Below are 18,656 nucleotides of genomic sequence, written 5' to 3' on the forward strand. Positions count from 1 at the left end.
AGGGGTCATCGTGAACTCTGTTCCCAGCGGGTACCAGCCCGAAAGCAGAAGGGCAGCGGCCTCCGCCACCGCGTTCCTCCTGCTCTCCACTCTCGGCGTCTCACTCTGGGCGGCAGTTCTGCCCGCCCATGCCGAGACGGCCGGCGCGACCACTTCTCCCTCGGTCTCCGCCACGGCGGACACGAAGCTCCACACGGCCACGGCACGTCCTGCCGTGCCCGACTTGAAGAAGGGAACGGCCTACCTTGTCGCTCCGGCCCAACTGATCGACGGACACTACTATGCGCCCTTCGGCGGTGGGTTCGCCGACTTCGGTCTCACCATCGACGGCGCCTACGCGCTGGCCGCGATGCGGACGAACGACGCGGCACTGACGAAGATCGTGAACTTCCTCGACCAGCAGAAGACGGACGAGACCGGCCGCTCGATCAACGACTGGACCGGAATCGGAACGCCTTATGCGAGTGGCGGTTCGATCGGCAAGGAGGCGCTGCTCGCCGAGGTGGCTGGCAAGGATCCCCGTGCGTTCGGCGGTCACGATCTGATCGCCGCCCTGGACAAGGCGATCTGCACTGAGGCCACTACCGGCGCGGACACCTCGTGCGCGGCTCCCGGGTCGTACACCTACGCGCCGTCCGTGTTCTCCCAGGCACTGGGGATCATGGCGCAGCTACGGGCCGGCGACACGGCCAACGCGGTCGCACCCATCGCTTACTTGAAGGGTCTCCAGAACGACAACGGCTCCTGGCCGAGCCTCATCCCCTCGACGCACGACTCGGACGTGGACTCCACGGCGATGGCGCTGATGGCCCTGTCGCTCGCTCCCGACGGAGCCGACTCGGCCGCCGTCGCCAAGGGCATCGCCTGGATAGCGAAGCAGCAGAAGACGGACGGCGGGTTCCCCGGCGCGGCCGGTGACTCCACCAACTCGGCGGCGCTCGCCGTCCAGGGGCTCAGCCTCGACGCGGAAACGTACAAGACGCACATCACCAAGGCACTCGCCTTCCTCGCGAGCCAGCAGAACAAGGACGGCGGGTTCAACGTCGCCGCCGATGCCCAGCAAGGCTCCGATGTTCGTGCCTCTACTCAGGCGCTCGGCGGCGCCACCGGTATCTCCTTCGGAACACTGGCGCTCGGTACCGTGACGGACCCGTCGACCACCCCGTCGTCCGGGTCGAGTCCTTCACCCACTCCGTCGTCGTCCTCCTTCGTCTCACCGTCACCTTCGCCGACGGCGACGTCGTCGCCCGACTCGACGGCCGTGCCGAGCATCAGCACCGTTCCGGACGGATCCGACGCGACGGAGACGTCTGCCTCGTCCGTGCCTCTCGGCCCGGGCGCGAACGACACCACCGTCGACGGCCAACTGGCTTCGACGGGAGGCGATATGCGCACGGGGGCGATCCTGACCGCAGCGCTCATGGCAGCCGGAGGTGCTGCCGTCGCCACGACCAGGCGCCGTCGCGCGGGCGACGCACGGCACCGCTGACAACCGGCGGGCGGCTGGCTGGCCGTCGCCGCCGGCGGCGCACGAATGTGCGCTGCGCGGTGGAGTCCCGCACCCCCGTGACCGTGGTTTCGGCGGGTCTGCCTACGGCGCGGTGCCAGTCCCGGGCGATCCTGTCATCCGGTGCGAGCCCGGCCGCCGGTCGGTGCGGGCGTCTCAGCAAGCAGAGTCGCGGTGCCGACGCACCAGAGCCGCGACCGCACAGCGCAGGCAGCGGGTCTCCGCGCCCTCGTACTCGGAGGCCTCGGTGCCGGGGCGGGGCTCACCACACGCCCGGGCCACCGTGTCCGCCCGCTCGGGGCACACGTCCTGCGCCGCCTCGACGAGCGACTCCAGGTCATGCAGCAACTGCTCGGTCCGCTTCGCCTGATCCGCGAGCACCCGCACGCGGGCGCTCTGGCCGCCGATCTGCCGTCGGCTGGCCATCAGTTGCTCGAACTCCTTGACGGTCAGGGCGACGGCCTCGCGGCCGCCGAGGGTGATGTGGCGGGGCTGGGGTTGTCTGGCCACTGGGGTCTTCCGCTCCTCGCCTCGGTGGTCACGTCGGCTGGAATGGGGACGAAGATGCGCCGATGCGCCTCCGTCGTCCGATGGTGTCGGTACCCAGAAAACGCGGGAGGGCCCCCGGATGGTTCCGAGAGGCCCTCCTGTGTCCTGCTTGTGTCCTGAAGTGATCAGTTCGCGGCCGGAACCGTCCGGGTGGACGCGACTGCCACGGGCTTGGGCTCCAGCAGACGTTCGGCCAACTCGCCGAAGACGAGACCGAATCCGCCCCACAGGACGGCCTGCATGGCGAGCGCGGAGAGGCGGAAGCGCCAGAGCAGGGTGGCCGGGAAGTCCTTGGGGACCTCGTTGATGACGGGCAGGAACGCGTAGGCCAGGCCGATGACGACGGCGAAGGCTACGACCGCGACGACCGCCGCGTTCCAGTTGCCCAGACTCGGGGCGAGTCGCTTGCCGAGAATGGTGGCACCGACGGCCAGAAGCACGCTGAGGACCATCATCAGGAAGTACAGGGTCGTCCGCTTGCCGATGGTGTCGGGGTCGCCGACCGACGGCGGGTTGGCCGGGTACTTCAGGAACGGCACGACGTACACGGCGAGCAGCGCGCAGCCCGAGAGCAGGAGGGCGGTCGCCCGTGCCCCGAACCGGCCGACGCGGCCGAGTGCGAAGCAGTAGGCGAGCGCCGCGATGCCGCCGAAGGCGATGCCGTAGACGAGTACGCCGGTGGCGAGGCCGGCGGTGGACTGGAGGCTGCGGGAGACGAGTTCGACCTCGTGCCCGTGTGCGTGGGAGTGGGCCTCCTCGAAGCCGATGGCGCTGTCGACGTTCGGCTCACCGAGGAAGTAGGCGACGACCAGGGCGAGTACACCGGCAGCGAGTCCGGCGAGCATGCCGCGTACGAGGAGGTTTCTTACCGTTGCGGAGTTCATGGTTGTGTGCTGTCTCTCGCGTCAGTGGCAGGGGAAGCCGAGCAGGTGGCGGGCGTCGTGCACCCACTCGTGAACGTCCTCGCCGGAGACGACGGAGGTGGCGCCCTGTTCGGCGCCGACGAAGTACAGCAGGACCAGCATCAGGATGCCGAAGAAGACCGCCCAGGGTGCTATCGCCTTCAGCGGCAGCGTGGCGGGAACGACGGGGGTGGTGGCTGTCGGCGGAGCAACGGTCTGCGCCATGGCAGGACCTCCTCGGGAGTTCGCGTCCCATCTCGGTGGTGCACTGGATGACGTCTGCGGGTCTGACTTGCGAGGCCTCCAGCGTGCTGGAGCGTCTCGTTCACAGTGGCGCGACCGCGCCGGATTCCCACCGGCTTCCGTCCCGACGTCATCGATATCGGACCGACGGTACCGCGTGGCGCGTACCTGGCCAAGACCGCGCCACCTGGCGTGATCTTCCTCTCGCGTCAGGTGGCGGGGTCCATGGGGGCGTCGGGTCAGCGGTGCCGGAACGCTGCGGGCCGCTTGTCGACGAAGGCGCTCATGCCCTCCTTCTGGTCCTCGGTGGCGAACACCGCGTGGAAGAGGCGCCGCTCGAAGCGGACCCCTTCGGCGAGCGTCGTCTCGAAGGCCCGGCCGACGGCCTCCTTCGCCATCATCGTCACCGGCAGTGACATGCCTGCGACGGTGTCCGCCACGGCGAGCGCCTCGCCGAGCAGTTCGTCCGCGGGCACCACTCGTGAGACGAGTCCGGCCCGTTCGGCTTCCGTGGCGTCCATGGTGCGGCCGGTCAGGCACAGGTCCATGGCCTTGGCCTTGCCGACCGTCCGGGTCAGCCGCTGGGAGCCGCCGATGCCCGGGATCACGCCGAGTTTGATCTCCGGCTGGCCGAAGACGGCGGTGTCGGCCGCGATGAGGATGTCGCAGAGCATGGCCAGCTCGCAGCCGCCGCCGAGCGCGAAGCCGGCGACGGCTGCGACGGTCGGGGTGCGCAACTGGCCGAGCCGGTCCCAGGCGGTGAACCAGTCCGCGAGGTACATGTCCATGTAGCTCCGGGGACGCATTTCCTTGATGTCGGCGCCTGCGGCGAAGGCCTTCGCCGAGCCGGTGACGACGATGCAGCCGCAGTCCGGATCTCGGTCGAGGGCCTCGGTGGCGGCCACCATCTCATTCATGACCTGGAGGTTGAGGGCGTTGAGCGCCTTCGGCCGGTTGAGGGTGATCAGGGCCGTGCGGCCCTTGCGTTCGACGAGGATCGTCTCGTGCTCGTCGGCAGATTTCTTGATCATGTGCTCTCTCCGCTCCGGGTGTTCGCGACGCCGCGGTCTCGGATGATCCGGACGATCCCGGAGAAGTCCTCTTCCGATCCGACGCGTTCGGCGTACTCGGCATACAACTCGGCTGCCCGTAGTCCGAATTCGGCGTGTACTCCGCTGGCACCGGCGGCGCCGGCCGCGAGGCCCAGGTCCTTGGCCATCAGGGCGGCGGCGAAGCCGGGGCGGTAGTCCCGGTTGGCCGGGCTGGCCGGCACGGGGCCGGGCACCGGGCAGTTCACGCTGAGCGCCCAGCACTGTCCGGACGCGGTCGACGCGACGTCGTACAGCGCTTGGTGGGACAGGCCGAGGCTCTCGCCGAGGACGAACGCCTCGCTGACGGCGATCATCGAGATCCCGAGGATCATGTTGTTGCAGATCTTGGCGGCCTGACCCGCCCCGGCGCCTCCGCAACGCACGGCCTTCCTGCCCATCGCCCCCAACAGCGGCAGGGCTTCCGCGAACTCCGCCTCGCCCCCGCCGGCCATAAAGGTGAGGGTGCCGGCCTCCGCTCCGACCACGCCTCCGGAGACCGGGGCGTCCAGGGTGCGCATCCCGGCCGCGACGGCGCGTTCGTGCGCGGTGCACGCGTCGGCGACGGCGATGGTCGAGCAGTCGACGAAGAGGGTGTCCGGCCGGGCGGCGCCGAGGATGTCCTCGTAGAGGCCGAGGACATGACGGCCGGCGGGCAGCATGGTGATGACCACCTCGGCGTCCGCGACGGCCGAGGCGGCGGACGGGACGGTCTCCACCCCGGCCGCCGCGGCGGCCTCGACGGCGGAGGCCACGAGGTCGTGGCCGAGGACGCGGTATCCGGCTTTCACGAGGTTGGCGGCCATGGGGCCGCCCATGTGTCCGAGTCCGACGAACGCGACGGTCCTGGTCACCAGGCCACCTCCGGTGCGGTGCCGGGTGCGGCGAGCCCGAGTTCCCGGTCCCCGAGCGGCGCGAAGAAGCGCTCGACGTTGACGTCGGTGACCTCGACCAGTGTGGCCGGGGACCAGTGCGGATCGCGGTCCTTGTCGATGATCTGGGCCCGGATCCCCTCCACCAGGTCGGGGGCGGACAGGAGGGCGCAGGAGACGCGGTACTCCTGGTCGAGGACGGCCTCCAGCGGTCCGAGCCGCCGGGCCCGGCGCACGGAGGCGAGGGCGACCTTCAGGCTGGTGGGCGAGTTGGCGAGCAGCGTTTCGGCGGCCTCCTTCGCCGCCGGAACACCGGTGGCGAGCAGTCGGTGCACGATCTCCTCCACGGTGTCGGCGGAGTAGCAGGAGTCGATCCACTCCCGGCGCTCCGTCAGTTCCGCGTGCGGGGGCGGCTGGACATGGCGGACCAGGCACTCCCGTACGGGCAGGTCGGCGAGGTCGGCGACGAACGCGGGGAGTGAGGCGGACGGGACGAAGTGGTCGGCGAGGCCGCACAGCAGAGCGTCACCGGCGGTGACCGGCGCGCCGGTCAGTGCGAGATGGGTGCCCACCTCACCGGGTGCGAGGGCCAGCAGGTAGGTGCCTCCGACGTCGGGGACGAAGCCGATGCCGGTCTCGGGCATGGCGATCCGTGAGCGTTCGGTGACGATCCGGACGTTGCCGTGGGCGGAGACGCCGACGCCGCCGCCCATGACGATGCCGTCCATGATCGCCACGTAGGGCTTGGGGTAGCGGGCGATACGGGCGTTGAGGTGGTACTCGTCGCGCCAGAACGCGGCCGACGCCGTGCCGTCCCCGTCGCGTGCGTCGTCGTGGATGGTACGGATGTCGCCGCCCGCGCACAGGCCGCGTTCACCCGCGCCGGTGATCACCACGGTCTCGACGCTCGGGTCGGATTCCCATGTGGCCAGTGCCTGGTCGATGCGCCGCACCATGGCGTGATTCAGGGCGTTGAGTGCCTTCGGCCGGCTCAGAGTGATGTGTGCGGCTCGTCCCTTGGTGTGCAGCAGGACGGATTCCTCGACGGCGGTCATCCGAACGCCTCCGTCAGACCGCGGGCCACGATGACACGCATGATCTCGTTGGTTCCTTCCAGGATCTGGTGGACGCGAAGGTCTCGGACGATCTTCTCGATGCCGTACTCGCTGAGGTAGCCGTAGCCTCCGTGCAACTGGAGTGCACGGTCGGCGACGGAATAGCCGGTGTCCGTGGCGAATCGCTTGGCCATGGCGCACAGGTAGGGGGCCTGCGGATCGCCTCGGTCGAGGGCGTGGGCCGCCTGCTGTACCAGGGCCCGGGCGGCGGCGAGTTCGGTCGCCATGTCGGCGAGGCGGAAGCGCAGGGCCTGGGCGTCGAGCAGCCGGGCGCCGAACGCCTCGCGGTCGGCGAGGTGGGTGAGGCTGCGGTCGAGGGCGCTGCGGGCGCCGCCGAGGGAACAGGCTGCGATGCCGAGCCGGCCGCCGTTCAGGCCGTTCATGGCGATGCGGAAGCCGTCTCCGGGGCGTCCGAGGAGTCGGTCCGCGGGCAGCCGTACCGTGTCCAGGACGACCTGTCGGGTGGCCTGGGCGTTCCAGCCCATCTTCCGCTCGTTCGGGCCGAACGACACGCCGGGATCGTCCTTGTCGACGACGAACGCCGAGATGCCGTCCGCGCCTTCGCCGCCGGTCCGGGCCATCACCACGTACAGCTGGGAGGCGCCCGCGCCGGAGATGAACTGCTTGACGCCGGTGAGCGTCCAGTCGTCGCCGTCCGGGACGGCCCGGGTGGTGAGGGCCGCCGCGTCCGAACCGGCGCCGGGCTCGGTCAGGCAGTAGCTGGCGAGGTCGTCCATGGTGCAGAGCCGGGGCAGCCAGCGTTCGCGCTGGGCCTCGTCGCCGTAGCGGTCGATCATCCAGGCGACCATGTTGTGGATGGAGAGGTAGCCGGCGATGGAGGGGCAGCCGGAGGCGAGGGACTCGAAGACGAGGACGCCGTCGGTGCGGGTGAGGCCGGAGCCGCCGGACTCCTCGCGGACGTAGACGCCGCCGAGTCCGAGGCCGGCCGCCTTGCGCAGGACGTCGATGGGGAAGTGCTTGTCGCGGTCCCAGTCGAGGGCGTGCGGGGCGAGATGGTCCTGGGCGAAGTCCAGGGTGGTCTCGACGAGGGCCTGCTGGTCCTCGGTGAGCAGGGTGGTGGTCATGGCGGGTCAGCCCATCGTGGGGATGGTGAAGCCGGCACCCTCGCGCAGTCCGGCGGCCGGCCAGCGCGAGGTGACGGTCTTGGTTCGGGTGTAGAAGCGGATGGCGTCGGGGCCGTGCTGGTTCAGGTCTCCGAAGCCGGAGCGCTTCCAGCCGCCGAAGGTGTGGTACGCGACGGGCACCGGGATGGGCACGTTGACGCCGACCATGCCGGTGTTCACCCGGCGGGTGAAGTCGCGGGCGATGTCTCCGTCGCGGGTGAAGACGGCCACGCCGTTTCCGTACATGTGCTCGCTGGGCAGGCGGAGCGCCTCCTCGTAGTCGGCGGCGCGGACGACGCACAGGACCGGACCGAAGATCTCCTCCTGGTGGATGCGCATCGCCGGGGTGACACGGTCGAAGAGCGAGGCGCCGGTGAAGAAGCCGTTCTCGTGGCCGGGCAGGACGAAGTCCCTACCGTCCACGACGAGTTCCGCGCCCTCCTCGACGCCGAGGTCGACGTAGGACCGCACCCGGTCGACGGCGTCCCGGCCGACCATGGGCCCGAACTCGGCCTCGGGGTCGTCGCTGCGGCCGATCCGGAGCGTGGCGATGCGTTCCTTCAGCCGGGTCACGAGCGCCTCGGCGGTGGCCTCGCCGACCGGTACGGCAACCGAGATCGCCATGCAGCGCTCGCCGGCCGAGCCGTATCCGGCGCCGATCAGGGCGTCGACGGCCTGGTCGAGGTCGGCGTCCGGCATCACGATCATGTGGTTCTTGGCGCCACCGAAACACTGGGCGCGCTTGCCGTGGGCGGCGGCGGTGGCGTAGACGTGCGCGGCAACGGGGGTGGAGCCCACGAAGCCGAGGGCGGCGACGCGGGGGTCTTCGAGGAGGGTGTCGACGGCCTGACGGTCGCCGTTGACGACGTTGAGGACGCCGGGCGGCAGGCCGGCCTCGAGGAAGAGCTCGGCGATCCGCAGCGGGACGGACGGGTCGCGCTCGGAGGGCTTGAGGATGAACGCGTTGCCGCAGGCCAGCGCGGGTGCGGCTTTCCAGAGGGGGATCATCGCGGGGAAGTTGAACGGGGTGATCCCGGCGACCACGCCCAGAGGTGCGCGCAGTGAGTGGACGTCGATGCCGGTTCCGGCGTTGTCGGTGAACTCGCCCTTGAGCAGGTGCGGGATCCCCGCTGCGAACTCCACGACCTCCAGCCCGCGCTGGATGTCGCCGTGCGCGTCGGCCACCGTCTTGCCGTGCTCGGACGACAGCAGCCGGGCCAGGGAGTCCTTCTCCTGGTCGACCAGTTGAAGGAATTTCAGCAGGACGCGGGCGCGGCGCTGCGGGTTCCACTCGCCCCACTCGCGCTGCGCCTGCACGGCGTCGGCGATGGCGGCCTCCGTCTCGGCCCTGCTCGCGAGGGGGACGCGGGCCTGGACCTCGCCGGTGTTGGGGTCGTACACGTCGCCGAAGGACCCCGAGGTGCCCGGGGTGCGCTTGCCGCCGATGAAGTGGGTCAACTCACGCACGGTGGCGTGGTCTTGTGCGCGGACCATGTTTGCCTGCTCTCGTCAGGTGATCCGGATGGCGCGCGACGGCGCACGCGGACGCGGTGGCGTACACGTGGAGGGTCACGCGAGATCGCTTGTGGCGAAGGGATCCTCAGACCTTGTCGGGCCGCGCCGATCGGGTGTGAGAGGGTCGCCGGCGGGTCGGCGCCGCAGGGGCGGGTCCGCCGGGGGCGTGGGTGCACACCGGTGCCATGCGTGTCAGCTCCATCCGCGTGGACAACACAGAACATCCCGTGGCCGGTATCCTGACTCCCGGATCAGCGCGCGCCGTCCGCCTTCCCGACTTCTCGCTCGTCAGTGGCGTCCTGCTCGACGACGTACTCCCCGGTCACAGTGGCGGGACCGTGCCGGAATCACACCGGCTTCCCTGCACCGCGGGCCTTGTTCACGACTCTATAGTTGGACGTCCTAGTAAATCCAGCCCCCGCGCCGGTCGGGCCCACGCGCACCCCTATCGGGGGTCTGATTCGGCCGTTCGCGGTGCCGCGAACCGCACGGGCGCCCGGAACCGGGCGCGGCGGGCGGCACGCCGGAAGGTGGTCAGTACGGCCGGTCCGGCCAGCATGACGCACACGAAGTTGGTGACGGCCCGGCCGGTGTCCCAGCCCAGCGAGGTCGCCAGGTCGAAGGCGACGTAGCGGTGCCACTGCTCGGTGAACGGCAGACCGGGCAGGTAGGCGATGGAGCTGTTCGGGTCGAGGTAGAACGGCCAGAACGAGAGGTTGAGCAGGAAGCCGAACAGGTAGCCGGACAGCGAGCCGTAGACGGCGAGCAGCAGTGTCTCGCGGCGGCCGGTGGCGCGCGGCAGGAAACCGGCGAGCATGCCGACGAACGCGCAGCCGAACATCTGGTACGGCATCCACGGGCCGACTCCGCCGGTGATGAGCGCGGAGGCGAACAGCGAGGTGCACCCGAGTGTGAAGCCGAAACCGGGGCCGTAGACCCGCCCGGCGAGGACGAGTACGAAGAAGACGGTCTCGATGCCCGCGGTGCCGGCGCCCAGCGGGCGCAGAGCGGCGTTGACGGCGGACAGCACGCCCAGCATGGCGAGCGCCTTGGAGTCGATCCCGCCCTCGGCCATCTCCGACAGCACCACGCACAGCACGAGGATCAGCAGCACGCCGAAGATCAGCGGCGGGGCGTAGTTGGAGCCGAACTTGCCGGGTGCGACGACGAAGGGCCAGAAGAACGCGACGAGCCCGAGGAACGCGGCCAGTGCGACCACGATCCCGACGCGGGGGGTCATTCGGATGGCAGCGGTGCGCGTGGTCATGACGGGCCCCCCTTCTCCTCCGGGACGGCCAACGCATCTGCGACCTGCTGGACCGTCAAGAACAGATGCGGCGAGAGGATCTTCGCCGTCTGCGGTGCGAACACGGGTGAGGAGACGATGACTTCCGTCGTCGGACCGTCCGCGACGATGTCCCCCTCGGCCATGACGACCACGCGGTCGGCGGCCCGGGCCGCGAACTCCACGTCATGGGTGGAGATGACGACGGCTCTGCCCTCCGCCGCCAGGGCGTCCACGACTCCGATCAGCTGGGTCTTCGCCCGGTAGTCGAGGCCCCGGGTCGGTTCGTCCAGGAGCACGACCCGGGGTGCCGCGGAGAGCTGGATCGCCAGGACCAGGGCGAGCTTCTGGCCCTCCGACAGGTCGCGGGGATGGGTGGCGTCGTCGATCCCAGGGGCGAGCCGGTCAAGGATCGCGCGGGCCTTGTGCTCGGCGCCCGACTCGGTGTCCGCCTGGTCGAGTTCCTGCTTGACGCTCTCCAGGTAGAGCAGGTCGGCGGGGGTCTGCGGAACCAGCCCGACGAGTCGGCGGGCGGCGGCGGCCGGCACGTCGTGCGGGTCGACCGGGGAGGCTCCATGGCCGTCGGTGACCTTCACCGTCCCGGCCCTGCGGGGGCCGGAGCCCTGCAGCGCCCACAGCAGGGAGGACTTTCCGGAGCCGTTGCGCCCCATCAGCGCGGTCACCTCCCCCACGGACAGGTCGAGGTCCACCTCGCGTACGGCGGGGACACCCCGGTAGCTGACGGTGACCCCGCGCGAGGTCAGCAGCCGCGGCCGGTCGTCGTCCGGGAGGGGCCGGACGGGGGCCGGGACGTGTCCGGCCAGCCGGGTGCGCAGGGGTGCGGCGGCCCGGCGGGCGTCGCGGACGGACAGGGGCAGCGGCGACCAGCCCGCGACGCGGCCCAGCTCGACGATGGGCGGCGCGATGGTGGCCGTACGGAGGATCTCGGCGGGTGTGCCGATGCGGGCGTGGCCGTCGCCGGGGAGGTGGATGACGCGGTCGGCGTACTGGACGACGCGTTCCAGCCGGTGCTCCGCCATGAGGACGGTGACGCCGAGGTCGTGGACGAGCCGGGTGACGGCGGCGAGGACTTCTTCGGCGGCCGTGGGGTCCAGCGCGGAGGTGGGTTCGTCGAGGACGAGCACGCGGGGGTGGGCGGTGAGGACGGAGCCGATGGCGACGCGTTGTTGCTGGCCGCCGGAGAGTTCGTGCAGGGCGCGGTGTCGCAGGTCGGCGAGGCCCAGCAGATCGAGGGTCTCCTCGACGCGCTTGCGCATGGTCGCGGCGGGGATGGCCAACTGCTCCATCGCGTAGGCCAGTTCCTCCTCGACGGTGTCGGTGACGAATCCGTCGATGGGATCCTGGCCCACCACACCGACCACGTCGGCGAGTTCGCGCGGCGGGTGGTGTGCCGTGTCACGTCCGTCGACGGTGACGCGGCCGTAGAGGGTGCCGCCGGTGAAGTGCGGCACCAGCCCGTTCACGGCACCGAGCAGGGTCGACTTGCCGACGCCGGTGTGGCCGACGACGAGGCAGAGTTCGCCCTCCTGTACGGTCAGGTCGACGTCGCGCAGGGCGGGTTCGGGCATGTCGTCGTACTGGACGGTGACCTGGTCGAAGGTGATCACGTGGCGTCGGCTCTCCGGGCGCTGTGGTGCGGACTGGGTGGTGGTGACAGGAGGCCGGCCGCTCCGGCGAGCAGGATCGCGGCGGTCGGCACCAGCGGCAGGCCGGGCCAGGTCAGCGGGTAGAAGGTGGGGTTGAGCTGGGCGGGGTCGTAGCCGAGGTTGCTGAAGAGCAGGACGGCCGAGAGCACTCCGCAGCCGGCGACGGCCCACTCCGCGAGTCGCCAGGGGTCGGGGCGATAGGTGGTGCGGGTGACGCGGCGGCCGCCCAGTCTGAGGCCCGCCAGGCACAGCACCGCCCCGCAGGCCATGGCCGGCAGTCCGAGGAAGACGGGAGCGGTGGCGTCCAGAAGTCCGTAGGCGCCCGCGCACAGACCGCACATGCCCAGCAGGATGAGCGCGCCGGTGACCCGGCGGGAGCGTCGGGTGGCCCTGCCGGCGCGGCCGTATCCGCGCGAGTCCATGGCGGCCGCCAGCCGCAGCGAACGCTCGAGGGCGTCCTCCAGGACGGGTACGACGATGCCTCGCAGCGCCTGCATGCCCTGGGTCCGTCCGGCCCGCAACTTCCGTGCGCGGGACACGCGTTGCACGCTCTGGACCAGTTGCGGCGCCACACTGATGGCGACGGTGACGGCGACTCCCAGTTCGTACAGGGCGCCGGGCAGCACCCGCAGGGCGCGCTTGGGGTTGGCGAGCGTGTTGGCGGCACCGATGCAGCACAGCATGCAGGCCAGGCGCAGCCCGTCGGTGGCCGCCGAGAGCAGCGCCTCCAGCGACACCGGTCCGCCGAGCTGGATGCCCGCGTACCAGTCGGGCGTGGGGATGTGCGGCAGGGAGAAGAGGAAGTGGTCGTGCGGGGTGATGCCGGTGGCGAACACGGCGCGGAAGACCACGCGGATCGCCACCACGGTGAGGGCCAGGTACAGGTAGTACTTGAAGCCGCGGGCCCACGGCGCCTCGGTACGCCGGGCCGTGACGACGTAGCCGAGGACGGCGAGGACGAGGAACAGCAGGAGCGGGTTGTTGGTACGGCTCACCGCGGTGGCGAGAGCCAGTGCCCACACCCACCAGGCCACCGGGTGCAGGGTGCGCGGCAGGCGGCGTCCGCCGTGGTCCGGCTCCGGGCCGGACGCGGCGGCGGTCGCCTCCGCGGTCGTTCGTGCCATGGCCGTCACTCGGTACGGCGGCGCCGGCGCGCCATGAACACGGCGGCGCCGCCTATCAGCGCGACGAGCGAGACCCCGGCGACCACCGGCAGGACCGAGCCGGGATCGCTGCGGATGTCGGCCGCAGGAGCGGCGTCGACGACCCGGGTCCGCGCGCTGGGCGCCGCGGTTGCGGAGCCGGCGGTCGAGGGGCCGGCGCTCGGGGTGGGCGTCGGTGACGGAGTGGGGCTCCGGCTCGGTTCCGGCTCGGGTTTCTTCGACGTCTTGGGCTTCGGCGTGTCCTTCTTGGTGGGTTCGGCGACCGGGTGCTCGGGCGCCGGGCCGGTGTCGACGCCGGGGGGCAGCGCGGGCGCCTTGGCGGTGGAGGCGGGCTTGCCCACGTCGCCCTGCGGGCGGGTGTTGTGCGCACGCAGTTGGTCCGGGGTGACCTGCGGTCGTCCCTCGGTGCCCTCGATGTTGGTGCCGCCGAAGATCCACAGGTCGACGCTGCCCGGCTTCGGCTTGTAGAGCATCGCGCCGAGCTGACTGTACGTCCAGGTGGCGGCACCCGGGTCGGCGTGCCAGTAGGACCAGTAGGCGGAGGCGGGCGGGGTGAGGACGCAGTCGTCCTGCGCGGCGGTGGGGTACTGCCTGCCGCCCTGGTAGCCGCTGTAGCCGATGCGGCAGATGAACGCGGGGCCGTCGTGTCCGGTGCCCGTGGTGCGCCAGCCGCCCTGGTTGAGCAGTTCGTAGCCGGTGGTGGGGGTCGTTCCGCAGGCGCGGTAGATCGGACCGCCCCAGTGGCTGAAGTCCACCGCGAGGACCACACCGGAGGACGTGGTGCAGCGGCCCATCGCCTGCGGGGCGGCCGCGGCCGGGGCGGCGGTCGCCGTCAGGGCGGCGCCGGTCAGTCCGAGCGCCGCCACGGCCCGGAGCACGGTGGACAGAACGCGTGCCCGGATCATCGTCGGCTCTCCGTTCCGGCCCTGCGGCGGGCCATGACTACGGTGCGCCAGCCGCCCAGTACGAGGAGAGCGGCGACCGCGGCGAGTGCGCCGACCTGTGCGCCGGTGGAGGCGAGCACGCCGCCGCTGCCGCCGTCAGCGGTGTAGCCGCCGTCAGCGCCGCCGGACTCCCCCGGGGTGAGGATCACCGGGGCGCTGCCGCTGGGGCTGGGGGTCGGCTGCGGGCTCGTGCCGGTCAGGCTGCGGTCCAGTTCGCCGAAGGAGATGCCGGTGGCACCGCCCACCGCCTGGGTGGAGGCGCGCAGGTCGGAGCCGCGCTGGCCCTCCTTGGCCACGTTGAAGCCGCCGTCGGAGTTCTGCTGGGAGGCGAGGAACTCCAAGGCCTTGTCGATCTCGTCGCCGTACTTCCCCGCGTCCAGGGACAGTCCCTGGACGGCGAGCGCGGCCGAGTTGACGGAGTCGCCGGCCGCGCCGGGGAATCCGCCGTCGGCGAGCTGGCGGGAGGCCAGCCAGGTGAGGGCCTTGTCCACCGCCTTGTCCGCCTTGTCGCCGCCTGCCAGGTCGAGGGCCATCGCGGCGATCGCCGTCGAGTCGACGTCCGAGTCGTTCGTGGAGGGAATCAGGCTCGGCCAGGCGCCGCTGCCGTGCTGGAGGCTTTCCAGGTAGCCGATCGGCTGCTCGGCCGCCGCTTTGCTGCCCGCGCGCAACTGCGCCATGACGCCCAGGGCCTGGGAGAACACGGACGGCGCGTAGGTGTAGGCGCCCTGGGCGGCGCAGGACCGGTCGGGCGCGGAACTGGCCTCGGCGCAGACGGACTTGTCGAGTGCGGCGATGAGGTCGTGGCCGGCGAAGTCGCGCGGGTCCCGGCCGACGGCCTCGGCGAGGAGGGCGGTCTTGCCGAGGGAGCCGCCACCGGCGTACGGGGTGCCGACGCCGGTCCAGTCGTTGACCGTGCGTCCTTCGCCGTCCTTCCCGCCGCGGTCGAGGAAGTCGACGATGCCGCGCAGCTTGGCGTTGTCCAGGCCGGTGGCGGCGAGTGCGTAGGCGCCGTCGATGGTGAGGCCGAAGTCGGCGCGGTCCGAGCCGGGGCCCGCCGTGTAGTACTGGCCCTTCTGGAGCTGGGCGGCGGCGGTGAGGTAGGCGGTGCCCTTCTTCAGGTCGGGGCCCTTGCCCGGGGCGGGTGTGCCGGGGTCCGTCGTGGGCGGTCCGCTCGGCTCGGTCTTCTTCGTGGTCAGGACGGTGAGGTCGGTGTGGGCTCCGGCGAGGACCGCCGGGGGTGTCGGGTAGAGGGCCGGGTCGGTGGCTCCCTCCTCGAACCCGAAGCCGCCGCCGTCCAGTTGCTCCCGGGACAGCCAGCCGGTCGCGGCGTCCGCGCGTGCGGTGTCACCGAGCGCTCGCAGCGCCTCGGCCGCGTAGGCGGTGGCAGCAATGCCGCCGGTGGTGGCTCCCGTGTAGCCGGGGAAGGCGCCGTCGGCTCGCTGGGCCTTCTTCAGGTAGGCAAGGGCCTTTGCCACGGCGTCGTCCTGTCCGCCGGCCTTGCGCAGGACGAGGGCGACGAGCCCGGTGGTGGCGGGGTCGCCGTCGCAGTACTCGCCGGGCCGGATCAGGACGCTGGTGACGCCGCCGTCCTTGCACTGGACCTGGACGAGGCGGGTGACGGTGTCGGCGGAAGGCGTCCGCCCGGCGCGCAGCAGGGCGAGGACGGACAGGGCCTGGCCCTCGGTCCAGGTCGCGTTGCGGTAGTCGCCCTTGGCGGTGCAGCCGGGGGTGGGCTCGCCGGACTCGGGGCCCGCCGCGCAGACGTTCTTCGCGAGGTCTCCGACGAGGTCGTGGCCGCCGAAGGCGCCGGGGTCGCCCTCGGTGATCTCGGCGAGCAGGGCCAGGCGGGCGGCGGCGACGGCGTCGGGTGCCTCGTCCTTGCCGGCCGCGTAGGCGTAGTCGTCGGTGTGAGCCGCCAGGAACGCCGTGATCTTGTCCAGGGACGCGCTCCTGCCGTCGGCGGCGGCCAGCGCGTACGCGACCTCCGCGGTGAGCAGGTAGTTGGGGGTGTCGGCGCCGTCGTCGACGATCCGCTCGCCGTCGGTCAGCCCGCTCCTGAGCCATGCGGCCGCGCCGGCCACGTCGACGTCGCCGGGCGCGCCGGTGGGCGTGCCGCCGGGGTCGGGTGTACCGCTTCCACCGGCGCGTACGTCGCCGGGGGTGAAGGTGGGCTGTCCGGTGGTGCCCCCGATGTCGGTGCCGCCGTAGACCCAGGCGTCGACGTCGCCGTCATTGAGCTTGCGGTCCATCGCGCCGTACTGGCTGTACGTCCAGTCGTCCTGGCCCGGCGACGCCGTCCAGTAGGACCAGTAGGCGGTGGCGGGCGGCGTGAGGACGCAGGCGTCCTTGTCCGGAGTCGGGTATTGCGTGCCGGAGTTGAAGGTGCCGAGGCCGATGCGGCAGATGAAGGCGGGGCCGTCGTGCTGGGTGCCGGTGGTGCTGAAGCCTGCGTCGCGCAGAAGCTCGTAGCCCGTGGTCGGGGTCGTGTCGCAGCCGCGCTCCACCGTCCCGCCGAACGGTCCGAAGTCGACGGCGACGACGGCACCCTTGGTGGCGGTGCAGTCACCGATGCCGTCCGCGGCGGCGGGGGTGGTCGTGAGGAACGTCACGCAGGTCGCGATCAGAAAAAAGAGCGCCGCAGCAAGTGCTGCCAGCGGGCCGGGACTTCCTCCCGGCCGGTCGTCTTTTCGCTTCTCGGTCTCCACCACGGCCCCCTCGATGCCTGCGCGTCGCAGGCGGGAAGCGTGGCGGACGACCGCCGCCCCGAGAGGACACTCCTGCGCGGGGGAACCGGTCGCACCACGCCGTAGTCCGCGACGGCGTCTGTTGCTGCTGAACACGCTCCAGGCATTCCGGCTCGCCCGGTGGAACCGGGCCTACGGTTGCGGGTCAGCGCCGGGATTCGACCGGCTTCCCCTGGAACTCCTTGCGTATCAGCCGGATTGGAACATGTGCTCACAGAAAGCGTCAAGGCGATCCACAGCCAGTCGGCGACGATGGCCGGGCGGGTGCTGGCGGCCACGTTGCGGGTCGGGTACCGTCCCGCACTGCCGAGTGGGGGAACCCGGTGGGAATCCGGGGCTGACGCGCAGCGGTGTGGGACGGCAGGGGGCCGGCCCGAGCCCGAATGCCCATACGGCGAGCAGTTGTTGGAAGCTGGTCCACGCGTATGGACGGCGACCTGGGCCGCCGCTTCCAAGGGGATCCGCGCGGGCTGGTCGGCGTCCCTCATCCCAGGAGCAGGCCATGCCCTTTCCTCTGATCCTCCGTCGCTCCGCGCTCACGGCCTCCGCCGCGCTGGGCGCTCTCGTCCTGACCGCGCTGCCCGCGGCGGCCACCTCCACCCCGGCGCAGATCGCCACCTCGAAGACCAACGGTGTCGCCTACCTCAAGACGCTCCAGGCGGCCGACGGTTCCTACGCCGGGTCGGGGCTGTCGAACGAATGGGCGTTCAGCGCGTTCGCCGCCGCCGGCACCGCCACCGTGGACGTCACCCCGGGCGGCGACACCTCCAAGAACGCGAGAACGGTCTACCGCAACCTGCTCTCCACGAGCGGTTGGCCGTCCGCCACGCCCGTCGTGACCGACTACGAGCGGGCCACGCTCAACGCGTACGCCGCCGGAATCGACCCGGCCCGTGTCTCCGCGTCCAGGAATCTCGTCGCCGACGTCTACGGCTACTGGCAGACCGCGGAGACCGGCTACTTCGGCCCGTCCGCGAACTTCAACGGCACCGTCTTCGCGGCGCTGGCCCTGAACGGCGCGAAGACCCAGTCCGGCCAGGTCCGCATCCCGCAGGCCCTGCGCGACGCGGTGATCACTCGCATCCGGGCCAACCAGCACAACGACGGTGGCTGGAACTACAGCAAGGCCGAGGGCAACGCGACCCAGCTCGCGGCGACGAGCGACATCGACATGACGGGTGCCGCGATGGCGGCCCTGTGCGTGTCCGGCGTGCCGAACACCGACACCGACATCACCCAGGCCAAGGCGTTCCTCAAGAGCAAGCTGGTGGCCAACAGCGGTGCCTTCAACGCCATGTTCGGCGTCAACACCGACTCCAACGGCTGGGCCGTGTCGGGCCTGAACGCCTGTGGCATCAACCCGCAGACCGGCGACTTCCTCACCTCCATGGGCAAGACGCCGGTCGACTTCCTGATCGCCCAGCAGTTCAACCCGGGCGGCGGCTTCAAGTACCTGCCGAGCGACACGTCACCGTCGGCGTACGCGTCGATCGACGGGCTGCGCGCCGTCGCCGGGGGTGGGTTCACGGCGACGCCGCCGGTCCCGACGACGCCGGGTGCACCGCAGTGGGTGAGCGAGGGCTCGTTCACGTCCGGCACGGCGGCGAAGCTGGCGCTGACCGTGGACGACGGGGCGGGCAACCTCAAGGTGTGCTCCGTCGCCCTCACCCCCACCGGGTCGACGACCACGCTGGGCACGGTGCTCGACGCGGCCGTCGGCGCCGGCACCCCGTCGGGCTGTGTGACCACCGTGACGCCGTCCTCGGGCACGGGCACGGTCACCTCGCTCAACGGCAAGGCCAACAGCGGCTCGAACACCTGGAAGGTGAGCATCGACGGCGGCTCCTTCGCCACCGCCTCGCGCGGCCAGTCCGTGAGCGTCGGCGACACGATCGCCGTGCGCTGGGGCGCCTGACACAGGCACTGCGCCGGGTCCCG

Annotated in this window: 15 protein-coding genes and 2 riboswitches; of the genes, 2 read left to right on the forward strand and 13 right to left on the reverse strand. The window is 71.4% G+C overall.

Annotated elements, in window-relative coordinates:
• The first annotated feature begins 10 nt into the window (after positions 1-10).
• Positions 11-1,489: a prenyltransferase/squalene oxidase repeat-containing protein gene (locus tag ACZ7OY_RS20260; RefSeq protein ID WP_471912617.1), complete on the forward strand. Its 1,479-nt coding sequence runs from the start codon at positions 11-13 to the stop codon at positions 1,487-1,489.
• A 174-nt stretch (positions 1,490-1,663) separates the two neighbouring features.
• On the opposite strand, the gene ACZ7OY_RS20265 is transcribed toward ACZ7OY_RS20260, so the two are convergent.
• From ACZ7OY_RS20265 to ACZ7OY_RS20325, 13 genes are all read right to left on the reverse strand, one after another.
• Positions 1,664-2,017, reverse strand: coding sequence for a hypothetical protein (locus ACZ7OY_RS20265; protein WP_471912618.1), 354 nt, complete (start codon positions 2,015-2,017; stop codon positions 1,664-1,666).
• Between the two features lie 164 nt (positions 2,018-2,181).
• Positions 2,182-2,940 carry a CbtA family protein gene (locus ACZ7OY_RS20270; protein ID WP_471912619.1) on the reverse strand — a complete coding sequence of 253 codons (759 nt, stop codon included), beginning with the start codon at positions 2,938-2,940 and terminating at the stop codon, positions 2,182-2,184.
• Positions 2,941-2,961: 21 nt separating this feature from the next.
• A complete protein-coding gene (locus ACZ7OY_RS20275) occupies positions 2,962-3,183 on the reverse strand; it encodes a CbtB domain-containing protein (protein ID WP_471912620.1) in 222 nt (73 codons plus the stop codon).
• A 38-nt stretch (positions 3,184-3,221) separates the two neighbouring features.
• Positions 3,222-3,365, reverse strand: a riboswitch (cobalamin riboswitch).
• Between the two features lie 75 nt (positions 3,366-3,440).
• The gene (locus ACZ7OY_RS20280; RefSeq protein ID WP_471912621.1) at positions 3,441-4,232 is read right to left on the reverse strand and encodes an enoyl-CoA hydratase; all 792 of its coding nucleotides are present in this window, start codon (positions 4,230-4,232) and stop codon (positions 3,441-3,443) included.
• Positions 4,229-5,143: a 3-hydroxyisobutyrate dehydrogenase gene (gene mmsB / locus ACZ7OY_RS20285; RefSeq protein WP_471912622.1), complete on the reverse strand. Its 915-nt coding sequence runs from the start codon at positions 5,141-5,143 to the stop codon at positions 4,229-4,231. The genes ACZ7OY_RS20280 and mmsB overlap by 4 nt, the downstream gene beginning before the upstream one ends.
• The gene (locus ACZ7OY_RS20290) at positions 5,140-6,216 is read right to left on the reverse strand and encodes an enoyl-CoA hydratase/isomerase family protein (RefSeq protein ID WP_471912623.1); all 1,077 of its coding nucleotides are present in this window, start codon (positions 6,214-6,216) and stop codon (positions 5,140-5,142) included. The genes mmsB and ACZ7OY_RS20290 overlap by 4 nt, the downstream gene beginning before the upstream one ends.
• Complete coding sequence (locus ACZ7OY_RS20295) at positions 6,213-7,361, reverse strand: acyl-CoA dehydrogenase family protein (RefSeq protein WP_471912624.1); 1,149 nt, start codon at positions 7,359-7,361, stop codon at positions 6,213-6,215. Before ACZ7OY_RS20295 ends, ACZ7OY_RS20290 begins: the two co-directional genes overlap by 4 nt.
• A 6-nt stretch (positions 7,362-7,367) precedes the next feature.
• On the reverse strand, positions 7,368-8,894 hold the full coding sequence (locus ACZ7OY_RS20300; RefSeq protein ID WP_471912625.1) for a CoA-acylating methylmalonate-semialdehyde dehydrogenase: 1,527 nt from the start codon (positions 8,892-8,894) through the stop codon (positions 7,368-7,370).
• A 233-nt stretch (positions 8,895-9,127) separates the two neighbouring features.
• Positions 9,128-9,301, reverse strand: a riboswitch (cobalamin riboswitch).
• A 59-nt stretch (positions 9,302-9,360) separates the two neighbouring features.
• Entirely contained in the window at positions 9,361-10,182 is an 822-nt protein-coding gene (locus ACZ7OY_RS20305) for an ECF transporter S component (protein WP_471912626.1), read from the reverse strand.
• Complete coding sequence (locus ACZ7OY_RS20310) at positions 10,179-11,828, reverse strand: ABC transporter ATP-binding protein (RefSeq protein WP_471912627.1); 1,650 nt, start codon at positions 11,826-11,828, stop codon at positions 10,179-10,181. Before ACZ7OY_RS20310 ends, ACZ7OY_RS20305 begins: the two co-directional genes overlap by 4 nt.
• Entirely contained in the window at positions 11,825-12,991 is a 1,167-nt protein-coding gene (locus ACZ7OY_RS20315; protein WP_471912628.1) for an energy-coupling factor transporter transmembrane component T, read from the reverse strand. Before ACZ7OY_RS20315 ends, ACZ7OY_RS20310 begins: the two co-directional genes overlap by 4 nt.
• A gap of 5 nt (positions 12,992-12,996) precedes the next feature.
• Entirely contained in the window at positions 12,997-13,935 is a 939-nt protein-coding gene (locus tag ACZ7OY_RS20320; protein WP_471912629.1) for a hypothetical protein, read from the reverse strand.
• Entirely contained in the window at positions 13,932-16,583 is a 2,652-nt protein-coding gene (locus tag ACZ7OY_RS20325; protein WP_471912630.1) for a prenyltransferase/squalene oxidase repeat-containing protein, read from the reverse strand. The genes ACZ7OY_RS20320 and ACZ7OY_RS20325 overlap by 4 nt, the downstream gene beginning before the upstream one ends.
• 637 nt (positions 16,584-17,220) lie before the next feature.
• Here ACZ7OY_RS20325 and ACZ7OY_RS20330 point away from each other — a divergent pair.
• Complete coding sequence (locus ACZ7OY_RS20330; protein ID WP_471912631.1) at positions 17,221-18,633, forward strand: prenyltransferase/squalene oxidase repeat-containing protein; 1,413 nt, start codon at positions 17,221-17,223, stop codon at positions 18,631-18,633.
• The last annotated feature ends 23 nt before the right edge of the window (positions 18,634-18,656 follow it).

This window comes from Streptomyces sp. NPDC107559 (assembly GCF_055657365.1).